Annotated in this window: 21 protein-coding genes; 11 read left to right on the forward strand and 10 right to left on the reverse strand. The window is 62.0% G+C overall.

The genetic code is table 11. The features are described from left to right. Positions 1–76: 76 nt before the first annotated feature. Positions 77–1195, reverse strand: coding sequence for an AI-2E family transporter (locus tag OCK01_RS00920; protein WP_263822298.1), 1119 nt, complete (start codon positions 1193–1195; stop codon positions 77–79). 33 nt (positions 1196–1228) lie between these two features. On the opposite strand from OCK01_RS00920, the gene OCK01_RS00925 reads away from it, so the two are divergent. Continuing rightward, positions 1229–2848, forward strand: coding sequence for an alpha/beta hydrolase family esterase (locus OCK01_RS00925; protein WP_263822299.1), 1620 nt, complete (start codon positions 1229–1231; stop codon positions 2846–2848). Between the two features lie 219 nt (positions 2849–3067). On the opposite strand, the gene OCK01_RS00930 is transcribed toward OCK01_RS00925, so the two are convergent. Then, positions 3068–4039 carry an endo alpha-1,4 polygalactosaminidase gene (locus tag OCK01_RS00930; protein WP_263822300.1) on the reverse strand — a complete coding sequence of 324 codons (972 nt, stop codon included), beginning with the start codon at positions 4037–4039 and terminating at the stop codon, positions 3068–3070. Positions 4040–4366: 327 nt separating this feature from the next. Between OCK01_RS00930 and OCK01_RS00935 the strand changes: the two genes are divergently transcribed. Together OCK01_RS00935 and OCK01_RS00940 are read left to right on the forward strand one after the other, a co-directional pair. After that, positions 4367–4495 (forward strand): hypothetical protein, encoded by a 129-nt coding sequence (locus tag OCK01_RS00935; RefSeq protein ID WP_263822301.1) that lies wholly within the window; start codon positions 4367–4369, stop codon positions 4493–4495. Positions 4496–4657: 162 nt separating this feature from the next. After that, on the forward strand, positions 4658–6556 hold the full coding sequence (locus OCK01_RS00940) for a hypothetical protein (protein ID WP_263822302.1): 1899 nt from the start codon (positions 4658–4660) through the stop codon (positions 6554–6556). Positions 6557–6604: 48 nt separating this feature from the next. Here the strand turns inward: OCK01_RS00940 and OCK01_RS00945 are convergent, their stop codons facing one another. Next, positions 6605–7213 (reverse strand): LysE/ArgO family amino acid transporter, encoded by a 609-nt coding sequence (locus OCK01_RS00945; RefSeq protein ID WP_263822303.1) that lies wholly within the window; start codon positions 7211–7213, stop codon positions 6605–6607. A gap of 92 nt (positions 7214–7305) precedes the next feature. Between OCK01_RS00945 and OCK01_RS00950 the strand changes: the two genes are divergently transcribed. Together OCK01_RS00950 and OCK01_RS00955 are read left to right on the forward strand one after the other, a co-directional pair. Then, positions 7306–8220 carry a LysR family transcriptional regulator ArgP gene (locus tag OCK01_RS00950; RefSeq protein ID WP_263822304.1) on the forward strand — a complete coding sequence of 305 codons (915 nt, stop codon included), beginning with the start codon at positions 7306–7308 and terminating at the stop codon, positions 8218–8220. 109 nt (positions 8221–8329) lie between these two features. Beyond that, complete coding sequence (locus OCK01_RS00955) at positions 8330–8545, forward strand: hypothetical protein (RefSeq protein WP_137158023.1); 216 nt, start codon at positions 8330–8332, stop codon at positions 8543–8545. Positions 8546–8609: 64 nt separating this feature from the next. Here the strand turns inward: OCK01_RS00955 and OCK01_RS00960 are convergent, their stop codons facing one another. Continuing rightward, complete coding sequence (locus OCK01_RS00960) at positions 8610–8885, reverse strand: hypothetical protein (RefSeq protein WP_263822305.1); 276 nt, start codon at positions 8883–8885, stop codon at positions 8610–8612. Between the two features lie 721 nt (positions 8886–9606). Here OCK01_RS00960 and OCK01_RS00965 point away from each other — a divergent pair. Continuing rightward, on the forward strand, positions 9607–10515 hold the full coding sequence (locus OCK01_RS00965; protein WP_263822306.1) for a LysR substrate-binding domain-containing protein: 909 nt from the start codon (positions 9607–9609) through the stop codon (positions 10513–10515). Positions 10516–10524: 9 nt separating this feature from the next. On the opposite strand, the gene OCK01_RS00970 is transcribed toward OCK01_RS00965, so the two are convergent. Next, positions 10525–10755, reverse strand: a complete 231-nt coding sequence (locus tag OCK01_RS00970; protein WP_182826205.1) for a hypothetical protein — start codon at positions 10753–10755, stop codon at positions 10525–10527. A gap of 119 nt (positions 10756–10874) precedes the next feature. On the opposite strand from OCK01_RS00970, the gene OCK01_RS00975 reads away from it, so the two are divergent. Then, positions 10875–11792, forward strand: a complete 918-nt coding sequence (locus OCK01_RS00975; protein WP_182826204.1) for a LysR substrate-binding domain-containing protein — start codon at positions 10875–10877, stop codon at positions 11790–11792. A 15-nt stretch (positions 11793–11807) separates the two neighbouring features. Here OCK01_RS00975 and OCK01_RS00980 read toward each other — a convergent pair whose 3' ends face one another. Both OCK01_RS00980 and OCK01_RS00985 read right to left on the reverse strand, forming a co-directional pair. After that, entirely contained in the window at positions 11808–12629 is an 822-nt protein-coding gene (locus OCK01_RS00980) for an SDR family oxidoreductase (RefSeq protein WP_263822307.1), read from the reverse strand. Between the two features lie 260 nt (positions 12630–12889). After that, positions 12890–14083 (reverse strand): phytanoyl-CoA dioxygenase family protein, encoded by a 1194-nt coding sequence (locus OCK01_RS00985; protein ID WP_263823137.1) that lies wholly within the window; start codon positions 14081–14083, stop codon positions 12890–12892. Positions 14084–14184: 101 nt separating this feature from the next. On the opposite strand from OCK01_RS00985, the gene OCK01_RS00990 reads away from it, so the two are divergent. After that, positions 14185–15198, forward strand: coding sequence for a LacI family DNA-binding transcriptional regulator (locus tag OCK01_RS00990; protein WP_263822308.1), 1014 nt, complete (start codon positions 14185–14187; stop codon positions 15196–15198). On the opposite strand, the gene OCK01_RS00995 is transcribed toward OCK01_RS00990, so the two are convergent. From OCK01_RS00995 to OCK01_RS01005, 3 genes are all read right to left on the reverse strand, one after another. Beyond that, the gene (locus OCK01_RS00995; protein WP_182826201.1) at positions 15195–16586 is read right to left on the reverse strand and encodes an efflux transporter outer membrane subunit; all 1392 of its coding nucleotides are present in this window, start codon (positions 16584–16586) and stop codon (positions 15195–15197) included. The two genes, OCK01_RS00990 and OCK01_RS00995, sit on opposite strands and share 4 nt — an antisense overlap. 3 nt (positions 16587–16589) lie before the next feature. Then, positions 16590–16772: a hypothetical protein gene (locus OCK01_RS01000; RefSeq protein ID WP_263822309.1), complete on the reverse strand. Its 183-nt coding sequence runs from the start codon at positions 16770–16772 to the stop codon at positions 16590–16592. 366 nt (positions 16773–17138) lie between these two features. Then, a complete protein-coding gene (locus tag OCK01_RS01005; RefSeq protein WP_263822310.1) occupies positions 17139–17327 on the reverse strand; it encodes a hypothetical protein in 189 nt (62 codons plus the stop codon). A 796-nt stretch (positions 17328–18123) separates the two neighbouring features. On the opposite strand from OCK01_RS01005, the gene OCK01_RS01010 reads away from it, so the two are divergent. Genes OCK01_RS01010 through OCK01_RS01020 form a run of 3 tightly spaced genes read left to right on the forward strand, consistent with a single transcriptional unit; the run spans position 18124 to position 22030 of the window. Continuing rightward, complete coding sequence (locus OCK01_RS01010; RefSeq protein WP_263822311.1) at positions 18124–19401, forward strand: WcaI family glycosyltransferase; 1278 nt, start codon at positions 18124–18126, stop codon at positions 19399–19401. A 5-nt stretch (positions 19402–19406) separates the two neighbouring features. Next, complete coding sequence (locus tag OCK01_RS01015) at positions 19407–20678, forward strand: hypothetical protein (protein ID WP_263822312.1); 1272 nt, start codon at positions 19407–19409, stop codon at positions 20676–20678. Continuing rightward, on the forward strand, positions 20678–22030 hold the full coding sequence (locus OCK01_RS01020) for a hypothetical protein (protein WP_263822313.1): 1353 nt from the start codon (positions 20678–20680) through the stop codon (positions 22028–22030). Before OCK01_RS01015 ends, OCK01_RS01020 begins: the two co-directional genes overlap by 1 nt. Positions 22031–22066: the final 36 nt, after the last annotated feature.

Genomic DNA, 22066 nt, shown 5'->3' on the forward strand with positions numbered 1-22066 from the left:
TTCGCTTTCTCTTTCCGTAATGCTGACGGCCCCGTCATGTCGATGGATGTAAAGCGATGGGAAAACGGCGAACGCGTCATTCCTCCGACTTGTTGATCGTCTGCTGGGCGGAGAGGAAGTTTCCGAACGCTTGCAGTGGTTCGAAATGGTCGCAAATGACCTTGATCACAACAAGAATGGGGACTGCGAGAAGAGCGCCGATGAAACCCCAGATCCAGGACCAGAATGAGATCGAGATGAACACCGCGACGGTGTTCAGCTCCAGCCGTCTGCCGAGCATCAGCGGGGTGACGAACTGTCCTTCGACGATGTTGCAGGTCAGCACGAAGGCGGGCGCAAGAAGACCGATCAGAATTCCGTCGAACGTGGCCAGCGAGATGACGGCGACAACAATCACCGTCAGCAATGCGCCTATATAGGGGAGGAAGTTGAGGATGGCTGCGGCGACACCCCAAACGAGCGCGTTTGGAATTCCGATGAACCAAAGCCCGATGCCGATCGTGACGCCAAGAAGACCGTTGATGATCGTGATCGTGAACAGATAGCGCGAGATTTCCCGCTCGACATTGTAGACCACCCGCAGCGCCTTTTTCTTATCGCTCAGCTTCGGCGCCGACTGGATGATCTTCTCGTAAAACAGGGTCCCTGATGCGAGAAGAAACAGGGACAGAACGAAGGTGATGGCAAGCGTGGTTCCAATCGATACCGCGTTGCCGGCGGCCCGCGACAGGATGCCGGGTTGAGCCACGACGACTTTTTGGACATTGGAGTCCGCGACCGCCTCTGTGGCGGAGTCGATCTGCGCGGTTGCCTTGATCGCCTTTTCGACCGTCATCTGAAGGCTATGAGCCTTGTCCTGCAGTTTCTGGCCGATGGCGGGAGCATCGGCGACCAGCGCCGATATCGGGCCGCTGGTCACATAAACCAGGGCCGAAATAAACAGCGCCGTCAGAATGATGAGCAGCGTCGCGGAAATCGCCGCGGGCACCGAGCGCTTGGAAAGGAAGCGGACGATCGGGCTTAGCGTAAGGGCGAGGAGGAACGCCAACACAATCGGCGTGAGAAACTCTCGGCCGACATAGAGGCTATAGATGATCATCAGAAACAGAATGGATCCTACATATTTCTGAAGTCTTGTCGATCCCGGCGAGGCGTCGGGAGCTGGAGGCGCCGGCGCCTGTGGGTCTGTGGTCATGTTCGCGCACTCCGCGTTGGAAGCCTGTGAGCGGTGAACGCTCCGCCGCTGAATGCGACGAGGCCAGAATTCAAAATAGCACTTGGACGTTTTCAAATTGAGGGCAGTGATCGTCAGCGTCGTCAGTTTCGCATGCGTCGCTTTTTGCTGGTCGAGTATCTCGCTGACAAGGACATGCGCCTTTTCGTTGCTTGGCGGCTCGGCCCATCAGCGCAGCAACCCGCAGCAGGAAATCTCATCGTGTTCGACGGCCTGACCGACGCCCTGGCGAGATTGACCGGCCAATTCATTCGCCTTGCCGACGACCTTGTCTGCGGCGCCGCCCATCGTCGTCTCCCTGATGCGAAACCTGAGTGTCCCGTGGCGGAGTTAACGGCGGAAGCGAGTTCCAGTTCCGCTGAGAGTCCTGGATTTCCGCCCAAGAGCAACCACGGGGGCCGCCGTCTCAGCAGGGCCCTAAGGCGCCGCGCGATAAATTCCGACGCCTCATTGTGCAGCGCAGCATTCGTCCCCATGTCTAATCCTCGCCCCATGGCCGGGCTTTGGAGAATGAAAATGTCCCCCGCAAACAGAGTAAGAGAACTCGTCGAACTGAAAAGATTCGGCACAAACCCGGGCGCTTTGAGGGGTTGGCTCTTTCTGCCCTCGATCCTGGCTCCCAAAGCAGCACTCGTCGTTGTCCTGCATGGCTGCACCCAGACTGCGGCAGGCTACGACCTCGGTTCCGGATGGTCGCAGCTTGCCGAGGAGAAGGGCTTCGCGGTGCTGTTTCCAGAACAGCAGAGATCGAACAATGCGAATCTCTGCTTCAATTGGTTCGAGCCGGGCGACATCCGCAGAGATGTTGGCGAAGCCGCCTCCATCAAAGAGATGGTCGACCATGTCATGCAATCCCATGGACTGGACTCGGACCGCATTTACGTCACGGGCCTATCGGCAGGCGGGGCTATGGCCAATGTGATGCTTGCAGCCTATCCCGATCTCTTCGCGGGCGGCGCCATCATTGGCGGGCTGCCTTACGGGGTGTCCTCCGGCGTTGCCCAGGCTTTCGAGCGTATGCATGGGAGAAATCCGCCGAGCAGCAAGACGTTGCGGAAGGCGCTGGCGACCACATCGACGAGACCTCGGCGATTGCCGTCCGTCTCCATCTGGCACGGCACGCATGACCAGACCGTAAAATCTGTCAATGCCGAACAGATCGCCGATCAATGGCGCGGCGCTCACGACCTGCCGGGCTTGCCGAGCGCAGAGACGATCAATGGCCATCTGCGCCAGGCTTGGTCGGACCCGCATGGGCGGACGCTGGTCGAGCTCTATCTTGTCAAAGGCATGGCGCATGGCGTTCCCCTGGCATCGCCGGCCCACACTGCACTGGGTAAGGCGGGACCTTACATGCTGAGCGCCGGCATATCGTCTACCGCTCGAATCGCCATGTCCTGGGGGCTGGCCGATGCGAACGACGTATCGATGTATGAACAGTCCACCACCACCCGAAACGTCGACGCCGGGCGCGACCGGATAGAATCGCTCTTGGCCAGGGCGCTCGACTTCGCGAAGAGCAAAGGCGGCCAGACTCGTGGCGACCGTTGGACGGAGCAGGGTGTCGGCAAGGTCATTAACGACGCCTTGCGTAAAGCCGGGCTATTGAAATGATGCCCGCGCCGATTTCCCGCCAAGTCCGCTCAGGGTCAGATGCCGACATCCATCCTGTTCCGGCGCGGCGCGGGGAGTGATCGGCCCTCCGCCGCTTTCCAAAACGTCTCCATGCAGTCGTCGGCGGCGACTTGGTCGATCAGTCAGGGCCCGCACGTCGCGCATCGACCCTGCGCTTCGCATCGGCGTCGCCCGGCAGCGCAGGTTGTGTGCAGGAGTTCACATCTCCCACCCATCCCCCATCCGGTCCAGATCCCGGTCCGGCGCCGCATAGGGGATGAACCCGTCTTCTGCCGCCGCCGCTTCGAACGTCGCGACCCGCTTGTCGCCGGTGATGTAGTCGGTGACATAGACGGGGATGTCGTGGGCGAGGAAGTCGCGCTTGAGGATGCGGATCGTGTCTTCGTCGGGGCGAAAACGGTTGTTTTCGTCCTTGTCGCCGCGGAAATAGAGGTCTTCGATGCCGATGCCGCCGATGGAGGCATAGTAGTCGGCGATCTCGTTGCGATAGGCCCGACCTCCGTCCTTCAGCGCGTCGATGATCCAGGCGCCGTTCTGCGGGATGACGAAGAAATCGGCGTTCTTTTCGCGGGCGTGGTCGGTCATGTCCTTGATGAACTCGACCATGCGGTCGGCGGCCTGGGTGTCGTTTTTCGGGTCGCCCGGCTGGCGGTCGGATTTCTTCACCTCCGAACCCCAGAAATAATAGGCGTCGACGATGTCGAGATAGGCGGCGTCGAAGCCGGCCTTAACGATTTTGTCGAGATCGCCGCTTCGCTTGTCGTTGAAGAGGATGTCCTGCCAATCCTCGTCCCAGTACCGGACCTTTCGGCTTTCCGGCCAATCGGGATTGACGGGGCCTAGCCAGTCGGGGGCGTCGGCGGTGAGCCTGCCGGTCGCCTTGCCGGTGGTCGTCCAGTCCTCGTCCCAGTAGTCTCGGAAATCGCTGGCCTCGCCGATGGAGATGTAGGAGGCGACGAGACGGCGGCCGTCCGGGCCGTCTTGCATGGCGGCGACATCCCTGCGGGAAAAGCGGGTCGCGTCGGTTCCGTCGCGGGTGGCGTCGATCACCAGCATGTCATGCGGCTGGCGGGCGAGCGCCTCCACCGACAGCGGCGCGTTGCGGCCCTGGAGCTGGTAGCCCCAATTGTCGACCTCGATCCATCCGTCGCGGGTTTTGTAGCGGGGCATCGGCATCTCCTGTTCGGAGGCAAACTAGCCGATTCCTGCAGGATATTCATAGGCCTTTCACACAAGGCCGGGCAGGCGGCTGCGCCAGCCGCTCGCCCCTGTCAACTAAATTTTCGAAAGACCCGAAACTTTTTCATAGGCTGAACGTTATCTGAACGAAGCATTCAGCGGCGCTTCAAGGCTGATCGGTTCTAATCAACGCCGATGAGAGGGAAAGTCCGGAACTCAGCCGGTGTTCCCCAGGAAACAGGCAAGACCCGCGAAATCGGCCATAAGAGTGGCCGGGCGGACAAACGGTCTGACGAAAGGATGAACGAGATGATGTACATGACCCTTACAGCAATGGCAGGCCTGATCACCGTAATGTTCGTCGCGACCGCCGTGTCGTCCATCGTCACCTCCATCCGCGAGAACGACGCCGCCCGCCGCGCCGCCCTTCGCCGCGCCGCTTTCTAAACAACCAACTGACCTCCTCCCCCCAGCGCGGGTGCGTTCCCCTCCCCGCATCACCCGCGCTTTTCTTGACCGGACGGCCTCCCCTGCCCGTCCGGTCATTTTTTTGTTCGCTCGACCGCCTGCGGCCTGATGTAGCATCGGCGCAACCGAATCGAGCCCCGCATGCGCCCCGACCTCATTTCCCTGCTCACCGATATCCGCCAGTTGCAGCAGAGCGGCGATCATCCGCGCGTCGTCGACTTGTTGTCGCCGCTGCCGGAGGCGGCGGGCGAGCCGGCGCTGATCGGCGCGCTCGCGGCGAGTCTCGCCAAAACCGGCCGGACGATCGAGGCGGGCCGGCTCTATGAACGGCTCGGCGCGCTGGTCCCCGACAAAGCGAACGCCTTCACCACACTGGCCTGTCAGCTGTTTCTGCAAGCCGGCGCGAGTGACGATCTCGACCGGGTCGCGCCGCTGATCGCGGCTTTGCCCGCGCCGGAGCCAAAGCTGGTGACGGCGCTCATCCGCGCCCTGCAGGCCCGCGGGAACGTCGATGCGCTGCCTGCCCTTCTTAATCGGCTCGGCGACGAGACGCCGGCGCAGGCCTTCTTCAAAGCCAATTGCTTCAAGGCGATCGGGCGGATGGCGGCGGCGCGCGACTGCCTGAAGGCGGCGCTCGCCCATCATCCAGACGATGTGATGCTGACCGTGGATCTCGTCTCATCGGCCCGCGCGATGATGGATTTCGACACGATGCGCGGTTTCGACGCGATGATGACGCCGCCGCGCACGCCCTTCGCCGAAGCCGTGTTCACCCATCAGGCGGCGCTCGACCGGCTGTACTGGCTCGACGACCCGGCGAAGCAGAGCGCGCCGTCGGCGGATGAATTGCGGCTGCGGCAGATGGCGAAGACAGGGCCCGCTCCGCGTCCACGCCGAACCATGCAGCAGCAAGGCAAGATCCGCATCGGCTATCTCAGCGACGAATTCGGAAATTTCATCGTCTTCGACGTGATGGAGCCGGTGTTTCTGGCCCATGACCGCGCGCGATTCGAGATCCGGTTGTTCGGTTATGGCTCGAGAAAAATCGCCGACAAACGGCTCGGAGCGCTCGAGCCCGATTATATCGATCTCTCGGGTCTCGACGACCAGGCGGCGGCCGACAGGATCGATGCCGAGGGGATCGACATTCTCGTCGATCTCAAGGGTTTCACTCGCAATGCCCGGCTCAACATCGCCCGCCTTTGCGGCGCGCCGGTCAAGGCCGTCTATCTCGGCTATCCCGCCAGCGTGCCCGGCGGCGATTTCGATTGCGCCGTCACCGACCGGCTCGTGACGCCGGACGACGCAAAGCCGCAGTATCGCGAAAAGCTCTGCCGCTTGCCGGAGACGCAGATGCCGAACCGCGCCTTCGACCCAGCCGATATCCATGCCGTCAACCGCGCCGATGTCGGCCTGCCGGACGACAAGATCATTCTCGGCGCCTTCAACGCGCCGCGCAAGATGACGCCGAAACTGTTCGATCTCTGGATGGAGATCCTGCGCGCAGCGCCGGAGGCGGTGCTGTGGATCCTGTGTCGAAACCCGGAGGCGCAGCGCTCGCTGCTGGCGGAAGCCAGGCGGCAGGGCGTGACGCCGGACCGCATTGTGTTCATCGATGGGCCTGCGCCGCATCCGATCTATCTCGGCCAGATCGCGCTCGCCGATCTCGCGCTCGACACCCTGCCTTACAACGGTCATTCCACCAGCGCCGATATCCTCCGCGCCGGAACGCCGCTCGTGACCATGCGCGGGCAATCCTATCATTCCCGGGTCAGCTGGGCGCTGCTGAAGCTCTCCGGCTGCGAGGACTTGGCGGCGGAGACGGAGCGCGATTATGTGCGGCTGGCGCTGGAGCTGATCGGCGACGGCCACAGGCGCGCCGGTTATCGGGCGAAGCTGGAGGCGTCCAGGGTCATTTCGCCGCTGTTCGATCCCGTCAGGATGACGCGACATCTTGAAACGGCGTACGACATGATGGCGGAGCGGGCGCGGCGGGGGCTGGCGCCCGATCATATCGACGTTCCGGCGCTGCCGCGCTGAAACACTGGCTTTCCGGGCGCTGTCGCGCCGGGCGCTGTCGCGCCGGCATCACCGACCGGCGACGAGGGTCAACGCAATCGTCCACATCACCACGCCGATCAGGGCGTCGAGGATCCGCCAGGCATTGGGGCGGGCAAACAGCGGCCTGAGCAGGCGCGCGCCGTAGCCGAGCGAAAAGAAGAAAGCGAACGACGCCGTGACGGCGCCGAGGCCGAAGACATGTTCGGCGCCGTCATAGCGGGTGGAGATCGCGCCCAGCAGCACCACAGTGTCGAGATAGACATGCGGATTTAGCCAGGTCAGCGCCAGACAGGTCAGAAGCGTCGGCCAGAGCGGACGCGTCATTCCCTGCTCGGCCAGCAGCGCGGCCCCACCGCGCCAGGCGGAGAGAAAGCTGCGCGCGCCATACCAGAGGAGAAACAGCGCGCCGCCGATGCGCATGGCGGGGTCGAGCCAGGGCATCACCGTGGACACCAGCCGGAAGCCCGAGACGCCCAGCGCAATCAGCGCCGCGTCCGACAGCGCGCAGGCGAGGCAGACGGCCAGCACATGCTGTTTCAGAAGTCCCTGCCGCAGCACGAAGGCGTTTTGCGCGCCGATGGCCATGATCAGGCCGAGACCGGCGCCGAAACCGGTGAAGAAAATAGGCAATGTCATCTGCGCTCCTTTGCGGTCGGAGCTGTGCTAGCGCGGCCAGTTGATTTAGGCTAGTTAAACAATCTTACTTGGATTAAGCATGGCTAATCACGATGATCGACTACGCCTCGCTGCGCGCCGTGGCCGCAGTGGCCGAGACCGGCAGCTTCGAGAAGGCCGCGCGACAGCTGAATGTCACGCCCTCGGCCGTGTCGCAACGCGTAAAACACTTGGAAGACCGGATCGGGGCGGCCTTGATCGTCCGCGGCGCGCCCTGCGTCGCCACCGAAAAAGGCGCCTGGCTGTGCCGGCACATGCAGCATGTCAGCCTGCTCGAGCAGGACCTGTTTCGCGAACTGCCGGGACTGGAGGACGGCGACCGGTCGAGCGGCCGGGCCACGGTGGCGGTGGCGGTCAATGCCGACAGTCTCGGCTCGTGGTTCCTGCCGGCGGCGGCGCGGTTTTCCGAACGCGCCGGGCATCTGCTCGCCGTCACCGTCGACGATCAGGACCACACGGCGGAATGGCTGAAGCGCGGCCAGGTGCTGGCCGCGGTCACGAGCCTCGCCAAGCCGGTGTCCGGCTGCCGGGCTTTGTCGCTCGGCGCCCTGCGCTACAGGGCCACCGCCAGCCCCGCCTTCCTCGCCCGGCATTTTCCGTCGGGCGTCACCGCGGAGGCGCTGGCGGACGCGCCGTCGCTGACCTTCAATCAGAAAGACCTGTTGCAGGAACAATGGGCGAAAGTCGCGCTCGGCTGCAAGGCGGGGCTGTCGGGTCATTGGCTGCCGTCGACCCAGGCTTTCGTCGACGCCTGCCTGTTGGGGCTGGGCTGGGGCATGAATCCGGATCTGCTGGTGCGCGACCATCTCAAAGCCGGACGGCTCGTCGAACTCGTGCCCGGCGCGCATCTCGACATTCCCCTGTTCTGGCAGATCAACCGTATGGCGGCGGACCAGCTCGTGCAACTCACCGCTGCAATCGCCCAGGCCGCCAAGACTTGCCTCGAACCTGCCAAAAGTGAAATATAAATAGTATTACTTATAGTTGGCCGCCTTATTAAGGTTAACGAAACCTTCACATTGCGAAAATTCTCTCTATATACGATAGCATTCTGCAAGGAATACGGGAGGAAAACGGATGTCCAGCCACGCAGCTCAGTATAGCGCCACCCTGAAATTCAACGGCGTCGCCGCCGACGCGAGCCGGATCGAGGCGCGCATGGTCGAACTCGGCATGGACCGCGAGGCGTTCCATATTTCGCTGGGCTCGGAAGACAGCGCCAGCATCCATTTCTGGGAGCCGGATCAGGACGAAGCCCAGCGCGTGCTGCAGAAGATTCTGGAGCTGCAGTAAACCAAATTCCCGGTCACGCTGAGAGAGTTCTTGTCGCCTCTCCGATCCAGGGCTAGAAGCGGGTCTAATTCATTTTAGATAGCGTGATAATCCATGGCGATCCGACTTCGCTTCTTTCCGCCTCATAGTTGAGATCAAGACTTTCGAGTTGCAGCAAGGTTTGGTCGCGTTCAAAGAGGTGACCGGCGCCGACCACACGATAAGATGCCCCGTCCTGAGGATGAAGGTCTCCACACAGGAAGCACCAGCCGTCTTCATCTCTGGTGACCAGCTTTATTGGCCGGGTGTCCTCGGAAACATGAATACCGACATACGACTTTTGATTGGCAAGTGGGGGCAACGGCGCTTCCGATCCTATTTTCCAACTGGGGCTTGCTTGGCTGGCTACCGGAAATGCCGAGGTGAATTACTTGTCATCGACATTTTGTCGCCCCAAATTCCAGAGACGCTTCCAAATGTGGTAAGGAAGAGAATATTGCATCCAACCGTTTTCCAAACCCATGGATTTGGCGAACATGGCAGCAGAAAAGCCCATCAACACTGTCATGATAAAAAATATCACAAACTTAGTATAAGCGTTATTCAAATAAAACGCATGTATCAACAGCGATACAATCGCTACTCTAACGGAATAATTCAGCATGATTCACCCAGAAAACGTAATACAATTTCACCCACACGTTTTCGATCCTTTGGAATTTTTACCGACCAACAATATGACACGTATATTCTCCACAAGGCGAAGACTGCGTATCTTAATGCGTATGCCGGATTACGTGTAATCAGCACGCTGCGCCCTAAAAGAGGTATAGGCCTTGCCTTTGGGGTTTCAAGCGCGAAACGGGCCGGAGCCACCCGCCCCTAAAACATCCGATAACAATTGAGAAACTCTTAGTGGAAACAGCCTTTGGCGATGTTCCGCCAATTCCGTTAACTGGAGAGTATCCAGCGAGCGCCCTTCCAGCACGTCGAGGCTTTTTTGTGCGCGTTCGCCAACAGCCCAAACTGACATCCCCGAAACTTGCTGCGCCGTCAGGGGCGATGTGCTTTAAACTCGTCCCATGGCCTTTACGCTCAGACAATTGCAATATTTCATCGCCGTGGCCGAACAGGGCACAGTATCCGGGGCGGCGCAGATGTTGTCGATCTCGCAATCCTCGATCACCGAAGCGATCAAGGAACTCGAAAGCGATCTCGGCGTGACGCTGTTCGAGCGGCATTCGCGCGGGCTGACGATCACCCATAACGGCCATCAGTTCCTGCGCCATGCCACCAACATTCTTTCGCAGGTGTCGGACGCCCGCCGGGCTTTTTCTGAACAGAAGCAGGATGTCTCCGGCGCGCTCAATCTCGGCGTCACCTCGCTGGTCGCAGGTTACGTTCTGTCGGATCTTCTCCGCCGCTACAGGCGCGCCTATCCGGGCGTCGACGTGACCGCCATGGAGGACAACGGCTCTTATCTCGAACATCTGCTGGTCGGCGGCGAGTTGGATATCGCGGTGATGACGATTTCCAACCTGCGCGACCGCATGGCGTTGCAGGCGGAGATCATCGAAACCTCACCCTATCGGCTCTGGCTGCCGATGGGCCACAAGCTCGGCGGCGCCGACATCATTTCGGTGAAGGACATCGCGCGCGAACCGCTGATCATGTTGACGGTCGATGAAATCGAGGAGAATACCGGCAAGTTGTTGACGGCGTTGGGCGCCAAGCCGCATGTCGCCTTCCGGACGCGATCGGTGGAAGCGGTGCGCAGCCTGGTCGCCACCGGCGCCGGGGTCGCGCTGCTCCCCGACCTCGTCTATCGACCGTGGTCACTGGAAGGCGACAGGATCGAAAGCCGGGATGTTTCCGGCGCTTTGCCCGTCGTTCAGGTCGGGCTCGTCTGGCGGAGGGGATCTTCCCTGCCGACCGCGGCGCGCGAGTTTCTCCGGATCGCGGAGACGGCGCGCGCGGTCCGCGACCGATGACGGGAACGCTCAGAGGCCGGGCGAGGTGCCGCGCCGGGAGAAATCGTCGTCCGTGACGAAGCGCGGGTCCACGCCGATATCGGCGAGCAGATGCGGCGACAGCCGGCGCAATTCGGCCGGAAGTTCTGGCGCCGCTGCGGTGGTCTCGTCTGCGCCGAACAGGGCTGCGATGCGATTGAGCGCATTGCTCCAATCGAGGGAAACATGGCCGGCGTGATGCGTGGCGAAAGAGGTCGACATAGCCTGCTCCATCAAGTTTTTCTTTAAGCTGATTTGATGGTCCTGTTATGACGCATTGACGGGAATTGGGGAAACGAGTAATTCTCAATCTAATTTCAAGCTTTTTTTGAAGGTCCAACATGCGAGCCGCACCCGGCGCCCGAGCATTGCGAACGCTGGTGGCCGCAGGACATCACCTCAACTTCACCCGCGCGGCCGACGAACTCGGCCTGACGCCGGCGGCGGTGAGCTACCAGATCAAGGAAATCGAGGATCAGGTCGGCGCGCAGTTGTTTGTCAGAACGAGCCGCTCCATTCGTCTGACCGAAGCCGGCGCGATCATGTTCGACGCCGCAAAGGAAGCGATCGACGTTCTGGAGAAAGCCGTGTCGCGGGCGCGCAAGAAAGCGCGCGGAGCCGACTATCTGCGCGTCACCGTCGATCCGCAATTCGCCACCAAATGGCTGATGCGCCGCGTCGATCAATTTCGCAAGCGGCATCCGGAAATCGAACTGCGCTTCGACGTCTCCTACGAAGTGCGCGACTTCGATCTCGACGACGTCGATGTCGCGATCCGTTACGGCTCCGGCAAATATGCCGGGCTGGGGTCGCATCGTCTGTTCGACAACATCATCGTGCCCGTCTGCAGCCCGCGGCTGCTCGATTCCGGCAAGCCGTTGAAGGAGCCGCGCGACCTGCAACTGCACACGCTGGCGCATATCGAATGGTCGCGCCCCGGCGTGACCTGGCCGAACTGGCGAATGTGGATGGCCGCCGCCGGCGTGGCGGATTTCGACGACAGCCGCACCATCGTCTTCGGCACTTCGACCGACGCGGTCGAGGCGGCGCTTGCCGGCGAAGCCGTGGCTTTGGCGGATTTCGCCATGGTGGCCAGCGACCTGTCGGAAGGCAAGCTGATCCGGCCGTTCGACCTCAGCATCCGCGCGCCCTCGGAATACGCCTATTTCCTCGTCTATCCGCAGCAGAACGCCGGCGACGCCCGCATCGCCGCGTTTCGCGAATGGGTGGTGGAAGAGGCGCGACAGATGCAGATCTGACGCGCCCTGCCCGGGTCAGAGCGGTGCGGCGGGATGAGGCGAACCGTCATAGGCGCCCCAGATCGACTGGTCGAGGCAGATCACCGACCCCGTCATCAAGCCGGATTCCGGCGAGCAGAGATAGACGCAGGCGCGCGCCACTTCCTGCGGATCGACCAGGCGGCCGAAGGGCTGGCCGGCGGCGGCCTTTTCCAGCCAGTTGGCGGGGGCGCCATGGAATTCGCGCTGGATGCGATCCTCGCCTTCCGACGCCATCCAGCCGATGTTCAAGCCATTGACGCGAATGCGGTTGCGCAGAACGGCATAGGCCGTGTTCTTGGTCAGCGTCTCCAGCGCGCCCTTGGAGGCGCAATAGGCGGCCAGAAAGGGCTGTCCGGCCATGGCCGACATCGAGCCGATATTGACGATCGCGCCCTCGGTGTTTTCCCGGCGCATCAATCCGATCGTCTCCTGCATCAGAAAGAACGGCGCCCGCACATTGATGGCGAACATGCGGTCGAACAGTTCGGGACTTGTGTCGAGGATCGTGCCGCGATCGGTGATGGCGGCGGCGTTGACCAGGCAGTCGATCCGGCCGAACTCCGCGTCGGCGCGGGCGATCACAGCGCGCGCGTCCTCCACTTTTTCAAGGTCGGCGGGCTGATAGATGGTGCGGACGCCGGTGGCGGCTTCGATCTCGCGCGCCTTGGCCTCACCCTTGGCCTGGTTGCGGCCGCAGATCACCAGTCCTTCCGCGCCGCGTTCGGCGAACAGCCTCGCCACGGTGGCGCCCAGTCCCTGCGTTCCGCCGGTGACGACGGCGATCTTGCCCGTGAGACGGGCGGCGTTGTCAGTCATGCGTCCTCCTTGGTCACTTCGCGGTGACCCGATCCAAAACGAAGAACCCTCCCCGGCGCCGGGGAGGGTCTTTGACGACGTCCGGACGCGGGGGAGAAACCGCGACAGGAGACGGACGTCCGGAGCATTTCCCCATGCAAAGCTTGGCGTATTTGCTGGAAATGCCCGTGCGGGGATTTTGGTCTCCGCTTGTGCGAGCCGGAACGCGCCCCGGCTCGTCGCCCGCGCCGATCGGTCAGCGGCGCAGACGAAAGGGTTGGTCAGGTGAGCTTTTTCTCAGACTGATCGGCCAGCGCTTTTGCGAAGTCGTCCGGCGTCATGTCGGACGCGAGCGCTTCGCGGAACAACTGCGCCTGCGTCTTGGGCGCCAGGCCGCCGAGCGGAGGATCGCGATCGAGATTGGTCGGGAAGGAATAGCCTTCGGCGCAGGAGGCGATGGCGTTGTCGGCCGCAGCGTCGCTGATCCGGCCGGAAGCGAGCATGGCCTTCAGCGCCGGATAGAGCGCCGCCGACATCTTTTCCCGGCCGACCGATTCCATCGCGCGTCCGAAAGCCGAGGAGACCTGCAGGAGATTGGCGGTGCGCAGAATATTCTCCGACCGGTTGGTTCCCGCCGCATGGATGAGCGCCGGATTGAAGAACACCACGTCGCCCTTCTCCAGCGGCAATTGGACGTGATGGGCGGTGAAGTAGTCCTGAAACTCCTGCCGCGCCGAAACCAGATAGCCGAGTGGGTAAAGCTGGCTATAGGGCAGGAACCAGGTCGGGCCGCTTTCGAGCGGCATGTCGCAATGGGCGACCGCGCCCTGCAGCGTCAGCACCGGCGACAGGTGGTGGACATGGGCGGGATAGCGCTCGATCTCGGCGGCCGACTGGAAGCCGAGATGGTAGTCGCGGTGAAATTTCTGCGCCGCCCCGCCCGGATTGACCCGGTTGACCTGCGCCGTCATCTGATAATGAGGGCCGAGCCAGGCTTCCGAGGCGAGCGCGACGATGGCGTTGCCGTAATAATGAGCGAAATTCTCCGCGTCGGCGAGGCAGTGCTTTTCCAGCGAATTCCAGATGCGATCGTTTGCGCCGGGCTTGGCGAAGTGATCGCCGCCGCCGGTCTTGCTGCGATGCTGCTCCTCGATGATGTCGGCGAAGATCTGCGTGGCGCGATCAATCGCGCCGAGATCCGTGTAGGCGCGCTTGAACACAGCGACGCCGGGGCCGTGAGCGAAAACGTCGCAGATCTCGGCCAGAACGTCGCGACGCCCCTCCTCCGTGGCGCAGGCCTCGACGATGTCCCGGGCGTCGTAGATCAGCACATTCTTCTCGACCGCGCTCGCATGCGGATAGTCAGTGAGGTCGGTGGTCCGGCTGACCAGCGCGGCGAAATCGTCGAGATCGCAATCGGTCTCGCGATACCAGACGCGGTTTGCCCTGACGGCCTTGGGATTATCGGTCTTCATGCGCTCCTCCCCGAGCTTGACGAATGTGAGTTCAGTATAGGCGCGCGTCGTGATAGGCACAGGGGCGAGATCCATCAAAAATCCATCAAATCGGGGCGCGCATGGCGCATGACTTTCTGATCAAGGACATCGCCTTTCAGGCCGGTCTCTCCGCCGCCACCGTCGATCGGGCGATCAACGGCCGCGGCGGCGTGCGGCGGCAAACCCTCAACCGGGTGCAGGCGGCGATCGAGGAGTTGAGGCAGCAGGAACAGGCGCAAGCGCTGGCCGGACGGACCTATGTCTTCGACGTCATCATGGAAACGCCCGACCGGTTCTCGACGGCGGTGCGGCAGGCCTTCGAACAGGAGGCGGCGATTTCTCCGCCGGCGGTGCTGCGGGCGCGTTTTCACTTTTCCGAGCGCATCGAGGACGCGGCGCTGGTGAAATTGCTGGCCCGGGTGCGCAGCCGCGGCAGCCATGGCGTGGTGCTGAAGGCGGCCGATACGCCTGTGGTCAACCAGGCCGTCGCGGATCTCGCGCAGGCAGGCATTCCGGTGGTCACCATCGCCACCGACCTGCCGGGATCCGTGCGGATCGCCTATGCCGGCGCCGACAATGGCGCGGCCGGGGAAACCGCCGCCTATCTGATCGGCTCGACGCTGGCGCGGGGCGCGGTCCTGGTCACCCTGTCGTCCAGCCGCTTCCGCGGTGAAGAGGAGCGGATCGCGGGCTTTCGCAGGTTGCTCGGCGCGCGCTGGCCGCATCTCGCAATCGTCGAGGCGAGCGAAGGATACGGCAGGGATCGGGCGACGGGCGAGATCGTGCGCGCCGCGCTTCGCCGCCATGCCGATGTCAACGCCGTCTATTCGATCGGCGGCGGCAACAGGTCGATCCTGGCGGAATTCGACGCCCTAGGGAGGAAGGTCGCCTGTTTCGTGGCGCATGATCTCGACGAGGACAATCGCGATCTGCTTGCGCAGGAGCGGGTGAATTTCGTTCTATGGCACGACCTGCGTCGGGACGCGGCGTCGGTGTTTCGCGCCTTTCTCGACTGGCACAAAAAAATCGGCCCCGATCGGGGGCCGATTCTGTCGAAACTGGATGTGGTGACGCCGTTCAACGCGCCGGTTTAGTTTGACGCCATCACCTGTTCGTCGCCGGCCCAGCCGCCGCCGAGCGCCTGGCACAGCGCGATATAGTTCAGCGCCAGCTGCTGCGAGCTCTGGGCGAGTTGCAGCTCGGCCGTGTAGAGCGAATCCTGCGCCAGAAGCACGTCGGAGAATTCCGTGTTGCCGGCGTCGTAGAGCTGCTGGGCGAGTTCCAGCGCGCGGCGATATTCGCTCACCGCGACCGAAAGGCGTGAATAGTGCTCGCGTTCCTTGCGCAGCGCCACCAACGCATCCTCGACATCCTTGACCGCCGTCAGCACCGCGCTCTTATAGGCGAGATACTGGACCTTGGCCGTGGACTTGTTGAGATCGACCGCGGCCTTGAGCGTGCCCTGATTGAAGATCGGGATGTTCAGCGACGGGCCGAAGCTCCAGCCGTTGTAGGAGACGCCGTTCGAACGACCCGGGCCGACGGAGCCGGACAGGGTGATCGTCGGCAGGCGGTCGGCTTCGGCCACGCCGATATCGGCGAGCGCATAATTGAGATCCTGCTCCGCCAAGCGCACATCGGGGCGATTGCGCAGGAGGTCGGCCGGGATGCCTTCGTTGAACTTCACCTTGGGACGCTTGATGGCGTTGTATTTGGTGAAGAGATTGTCGAGCGCCGCCGGCTCCTTGCCGAGCAGGATGGCGATCTGGTTGATATATTGCAGACGCGCCTGCTCCAGCTGCGGAATATCGGCGGCCGTCAGCGCGGCCTGAGCGGAGGCCTGGGCTTCGTCGAGCGCGCTCGCCGATCCGGCTTCGAGCTTAGCCTTGGTGATCTGCGTCGTATTGTTCTGCACCGCCAGCGACTTCTTGGCGATCTCGATCTGACGACCGGTGCCCTGCGCATTCATATAAGCGGTCGCGATATTGGCGATCACCGTCAGGCGGGCGTCGTTGAGGTTTTCCTTGGCCACTTCGATATTGGCCTTTTCGCGCTCGGACGTTTTCGCCCAGCCGAACGGATTGAGGGTCCAGGTCGGACCGACCGTGGCGGAATTGTTGGTGAACGTCGTGCTGGGCTGGCCTTCCGGATTGGTGTGGCTGCGCGTGATCGACGCGTTCAGGCCGCCGGCCGGCAGATAGGCGCCGACATTGACGCGCGCCACGATCCGGGCTTGCCGAACACGCTCACGGGCCGTCTCGACGTTGAGGTTTTGCGCGAGCGCTTCGTCGACCAGGCGATTGAGATTGGAATCGCCGAAATTTGCCCACCAGGTCGTGGTCGGCTGGATGGTCTCACCCTTGGTCGTCACTCGTTCCTTGAAATGCGGCGTCAGGGCAATGTCGGGCCCGGCGATGAAATTGGTGCTGCAGGACGACATCAGGGCTGCGAAAGCGGCCAGCGCGACAAGATTTTTCGACATGGATCAGACGAACTCCTGATCCCCAGGAATCATTCCCCGAGGCATTGTGAAATGCGCTTCTCCCGCACATGCGAAAAAGCGCGAACCTAACTGGATGCTGGCGAACCAGCAGAATGCAAAAGCCGCGACCGGCACATCACGCAAAACGAGCAGCGCGGCTTCCTCCGCGCCGAGTTCCGGAACCATACTCTTTTATTCAGCGCGGATGACAGGAATTCAACAAAAATTTAAGATTTGTCCACACGGCTCCCGATGCCGGCTCGCAAGCCCAAGCCGCTGATTCGGTCGACTTTCGTCGCTGCGCGGGCCGGGCGCGTTCGCCGCGATGCGGGAAACCCACCGGATTTACTATTCATGCTTAGAAATTTAGTCAAAATCGATAGCGATCACCGCTCATCGAGCCGGTCGTAGCACATACTATCTTTTGCGCGGGATTGTTGCGGATTTACCACGATTATACGCAGTCGCGACGACTTTGCGCCGACGAAAGCCGTCGAATCGACGACGACGAAGGGCCGCCCGTGAGGCGGCCCGCGAGAGGATTATCGACCGTCAGGCCGCGGCGCGAGGCTGGGGAGATTTGAGCCGCGCCAGAGCGCCGCGCAGTTCCGTGACGGAATTGAAGACGACGTCGTCGAGATCCATCACGTGATATTTGACGGCCATGAACTTGACCTTGCCGTCGTGGTGAAGCGCAACGCCGACCGGTTGACCGGCATGTTCGATGACTTGTTTTTCCATGGCATTCCTTTCCATTGCGCCTGTTGCGCAGGTCGCTCTGTCGTTCTGCTGGGGAGTGAAATCACTGGAGGCGGGAAACCCGCGCTAGCGACTGTATCCGGTACAGCCGGCCGTCATGGAGCGGCCGCAAGAAGAAGCGGAACGATCATCGATTTTCATTCGCTTGCCTCCCTGATCTGGATTGCGAACCGGGCGGCGTTCGGTCGCCGCCGGCGCGAGGAGATATGGGCACGGAAAAGGACTTTTCAATGACCTGGATCAATCCGTTTTCCAACCGTTAAAAAACAGCGAAAGGCATGCATTTTCGAACAGATTTTTTTCGGCGCCGCGTTGCGGAAAAAACAGATTTCACGTAATTGTGAGCCACGGCTTTCCCACGTCATAAATCGACCGTATTTCAACCGCTTGGAGTTGAATGTGGTCGGCTTGGAAAAGCCGCCCCATGCGCCTCTCGTCAAGCCCGCGCATATCCATCGCCGCCGCACCGGCGGTCGCGCCCTGTCGTGATCCGACACGGCGCCGGCCGGTGATACACGTCGGCTGGCGGATAGCCGCGTCCAGGAGATCGGAGGCGCAAGGACGATACGAACGCGAATGCAAGGGAGCCGACCAGACAATTTGCCGGCCATGCACTGTCGAGGCCCTCAGTTAGGGGCGCCGCACAAGGCTTATGGAACCAGCGCCGACGGCGGCGCGTTAAAACCGCAAATTCGACAGACTCTTGCCCGAAACCTTGATTATCGATCGAAAACACCAGATTCGTCCCTCGCTGCTTGCGTCTAACGGGTTCCACAACATGACGATGAATGTCTCGCCGACCTCCTTCTCTCGCGCCGCCAAGGCGGAGATGACCGATATCGAAGGAAAGAAAGTCCTGATCTACGGGATGAATTTCTCTCCCGAGATCGCGGGCGTCGGCAAATACACCGGCGAAATCGCGGAATATCTGAGCGGTCAGAATGCCGATGTCACCGTCGTGACCACGCCGCCGCATTATCCCGGCTGGGCCGTGCGCGACGGCTACAAGAACGCCTACTCGGTGGAAAGCCGCAAGGGCGTGAAGGTCTTCCGCGTTCCGCTCTTCCTGAAGGAAAACATGGGCGGCGTCTGGCGCCTGATCGCTCCGCTCTCATTCGCGCTGACCTCGGCGCCCGTGGCGCTCTGGCGTATCCTGCGCCATCGTCCCGATATCGTCATCTGCATCGAGCCGACCTTGTTCGCCGCCCCGCTCGCCATCCTGGCGGCCAAGGCGGTCGGCGCGCGCACCGTGCTGCATTCGCAGGATCTGGAAGTCGACGCGGCTTTCGCCGTCGGTCACCTGAAGGCGAACAAGTGGCTGCAGAAAGCCGCCTTCCTGTTCGAGAAGACCACGCTGAAGATGTTCGACCGCATCATCACGATTTCCGAGCGTATGGCGGGCAAGCTCGCCGAGAAGACCGGCAATCCCGAACAGGTGGTGATCGTCCGCAACTGGGTCGATCTCGAACATATCTATCCGCTCGGCCGGACCTCGGCCTATCGCCAGGAACTCGGCTACGCCGACGATGATTTCATCGTGCTCTATTCGGGCAATATCGGCGCCAAGCAGGGTCTGGACACGCTGCTCGACGCCGCGCGGAGGCTGGAAGACAGCCATCGCAAGATCAAGTTCGTCGTGGCCGGCGAAGGCCCGGCCAAAAAATCGCTGATGGCCAAATACGCAGGATCGACCAATGTGCAGTTCCTGCCCTTCCAGCCCTATGAGCGCTTCAACGAGTTCATGAATCTCGCCAGCCTGCATGCGCTGCCGCAGGAACGCGGCGCAGCCGACCTCGTGCTGCCCTCCAAGCTCGGCGGTATGCTGGCCTCCGGCGCGCCGGTGGTGGTGACCGCCGATATGGGCACCGAACTCGCCAACTTCCTCGGCGACAGCGCGCTGATTACCCCGCCCGGCGATGTCGACGCGCTGACCCGCGCCATCCAGAACGCGTCCAAGGGCGACCGCGAAGATTACAAGGATCGCCGCGCCGACCTGTCGCGCAAACTGTCCAAGCAGGACGGCTGCATTCTGTTCATCAACGCCGTCACGGGCTGAGCCCGATGCCGCAATCCGGATCGACCGAGCAAGGCGCCTTTCGGCGCCTTGTCAATTTGGGTCTGCTGATCGGCGGCTTCGGCGCCGGCCAGGGCTCCATTTTCCTCGCACAGTCTTATCTGGTCGCCACCGGCCGCACCGAGCTTCTGGCGCTGTTCGGCACGCATTTCTCCTTCGCCATGCTCGGCATTATCGCTGTCGAAGCGGGATCACTGACGATTCTAGCGGCGCAGATTGCAAGGCTGCTGCATTCCGGCGGCGAGAAACGCGACCTGTGGCGGCTTTACTGGGAGACCACGACCTTCCGCGTCACCATGGCGGCGCTGCTGATCGTCGGGTCGCTCCTGACCGTCGCGTTCCTGCCCCTGCCCGCTTTTTCCCGCGCCTATGTGATGTCGATCCTGCCAGCCTTCGCCGTCTGGGCCTTCAACGGCGCGGGTTTTCTGGACGGCTTGCAGAAGAGCGGCGTCAGCGGCCTCACCGGCGCAATCGCCTATGTCGCCTCCGCCATCTCGCTTGTGCTTTCTCTCGATCTCGATTCCGAGACCGCCGGCTATGTGACCGGCGGCGCGCTGAGCCTCGGCTATAGTGTCACCGTGCTCGCGCAGTTCACCGCGCTTTCGGCCTTCGGCTGGCGGCCCGCATGGGCGCGTCCCAGCGCAGTCGGCATCCGCAAGGCTTTCATAGAGGAAAGCTCGATGCTGATGGGGCTTTTGCCCGGCCAGCTCTATTTCCGCGCCCAGCTGGCGATCTCTTCGTTGTTTCTCGGCGCGACCCCTACGGCCATGCTGGTCTACTCAAAGCAGATCATCGGCGCGGCGAGCCAGGTCGCGGCCTTTGCCCGGCGCATCGAATTTCCGCGCATGGTGCAGGCGCTGGAGCGTAATCCGTCGCTCGGCGTCGGGCCGCTGATGATGATGCAGAAAGGCTCCTTCGCGATCGCCAGCGTGCTGTTTTTGGGGGTCGTGGCGACCAGCTTCGTCGTCAAGGCTTTCGCCTCGGGTTTCAGTGTGGAAGCCTGGACTTTCCTGGCGCTATTTTCGGTGACGATCCTCAGCGAATCCGTCGGACAGGGGCTGGTGCAAGGATTGTTCGCGCGCGGGCGCATCCATGGCGCGGGCGTGGCGCGGCTGACGGCGGTGGTCGCCGCCACGATCTTCGGTTATGCTCTGGCGCGCAGCCTCGGACCGCAGGTGTTCATCCTGTCCGATCTTCTGTCGCATATGCTGGTGATATCGCTGACATTCTACTGGCTGAAGAGGGGTGACAGGACCTGATGGCGGCGGCTTCGATCCCCGAAACAGCTGAGCGCGCGGGCCTGACGGCGCGGCTTGCGCGGATGGAGCCGTTCACGCTGTTCCTGTCCGGCTTCATCCTGCTCTATGGCGCGGTGTCGCTGATGCTCGAACATGGGGCTGGGATCATCGGTTTCGCCAAGGCGCCCTATCTCAACGCCGCGTCTTATCTCTACGCTCTCGGCTTCGTGGCCGCGGGGCTTGCGCTCAACAAGGTGACGATCCGCTTTTTCCTGCCGCATCCCTTTGCGATTCTATTCCTGCTCGCGGGCTTCATCGCCGCCGTGACCGGCCTGCTGAACGGCAATGCGCAACAATATATCGTCGCCTGGAGCCTCTATGTCGTCACCGCCGTGCTGGTGTTTCAGTTCTTCCGCAATCCGCGCATGGAGAGCCAGCCCGACACGGTGGTGAAGCTGCTCTATTCGCCGCCCTTCCTGGCGATTGCGCTGGTTTTCGCCTTTCTCTCGGTGTTCAACAAGGACAATCACTACCAGTATATGCTGTTCGAGGTGATCGCCCTCTACGGCATGCTGGTGCGGCCGCGATTGCTCGACAAGGCCTTCGGCGCGATCATCTATCTGCTGATCCATCTCGGTTCGAACGACGGTTTCGTGCAGGTGGAGATCAACCGCGCCTCGATCCTGGCGGTGGGCGCGATCGGCGTCCTCCATCTGCTGTCGCGCCGGCATCTCGTCGTGTTGTTCTTCCTGATCTTCGCGGCGCTCGGTTCGATCGGTTACGCGCTGTCGCTCGACGACGAGACGGTGGAAACGCTGCCGCGCAACATCAAGGAAGCCATCATGCTGATGAAGGGAGACAACGTCTACAACCACGTCTCCTCCTATCAGCGGGTCTATGAGGGCCAGATGGTGATGGAGGATTATCGCGACGCCACGGATGCCGAATGGCTGTTCGGCATGGGGCTGGGCCGCACCGTGGACATGACCGGCGCCGCCGACAAGACGCCGGGACAGCATGCGCTGCTCGGCGCGACGGAAGTGCACAACATCCACTTCTTGCACTTCGCCATCTTCCATAAATTCGGCTTTGCGGGGCTGGCGCTGGTGGGCGGCCTGATCCTGACGGTGTTCGGCATGTTCTTCGCGGACCTGTTTCGCGGCCGGCTCGACGATATCGTGCTGTTCTTCTATTTTTACCTGATCTACACCATCGTCTTCGCTTTTCCGGCGTCGAACTTCCTGATCGCCAATCCGCTCTGGCCGGCCTTTTTCGGTTTGTTGACGCTAATGCGCAGACGGAATCGGAAAAACGCCGAGACTTTTGACAGCGACGACCCGGTCTGGCAGGAAAAACAGCGGGAACCGACTTAATCTCACCGCATTATGATCGTTTGACGCCGCCCTGCC

The sequence above is a fragment of the Rhizobium sp. TRM95796 genome (genome assembly GCF_025779995.1).
Lineage (GTDB): Bacteria > Pseudomonadota > Alphaproteobacteria > Rhizobiales > Rhizobiaceae > Rhizobium_E.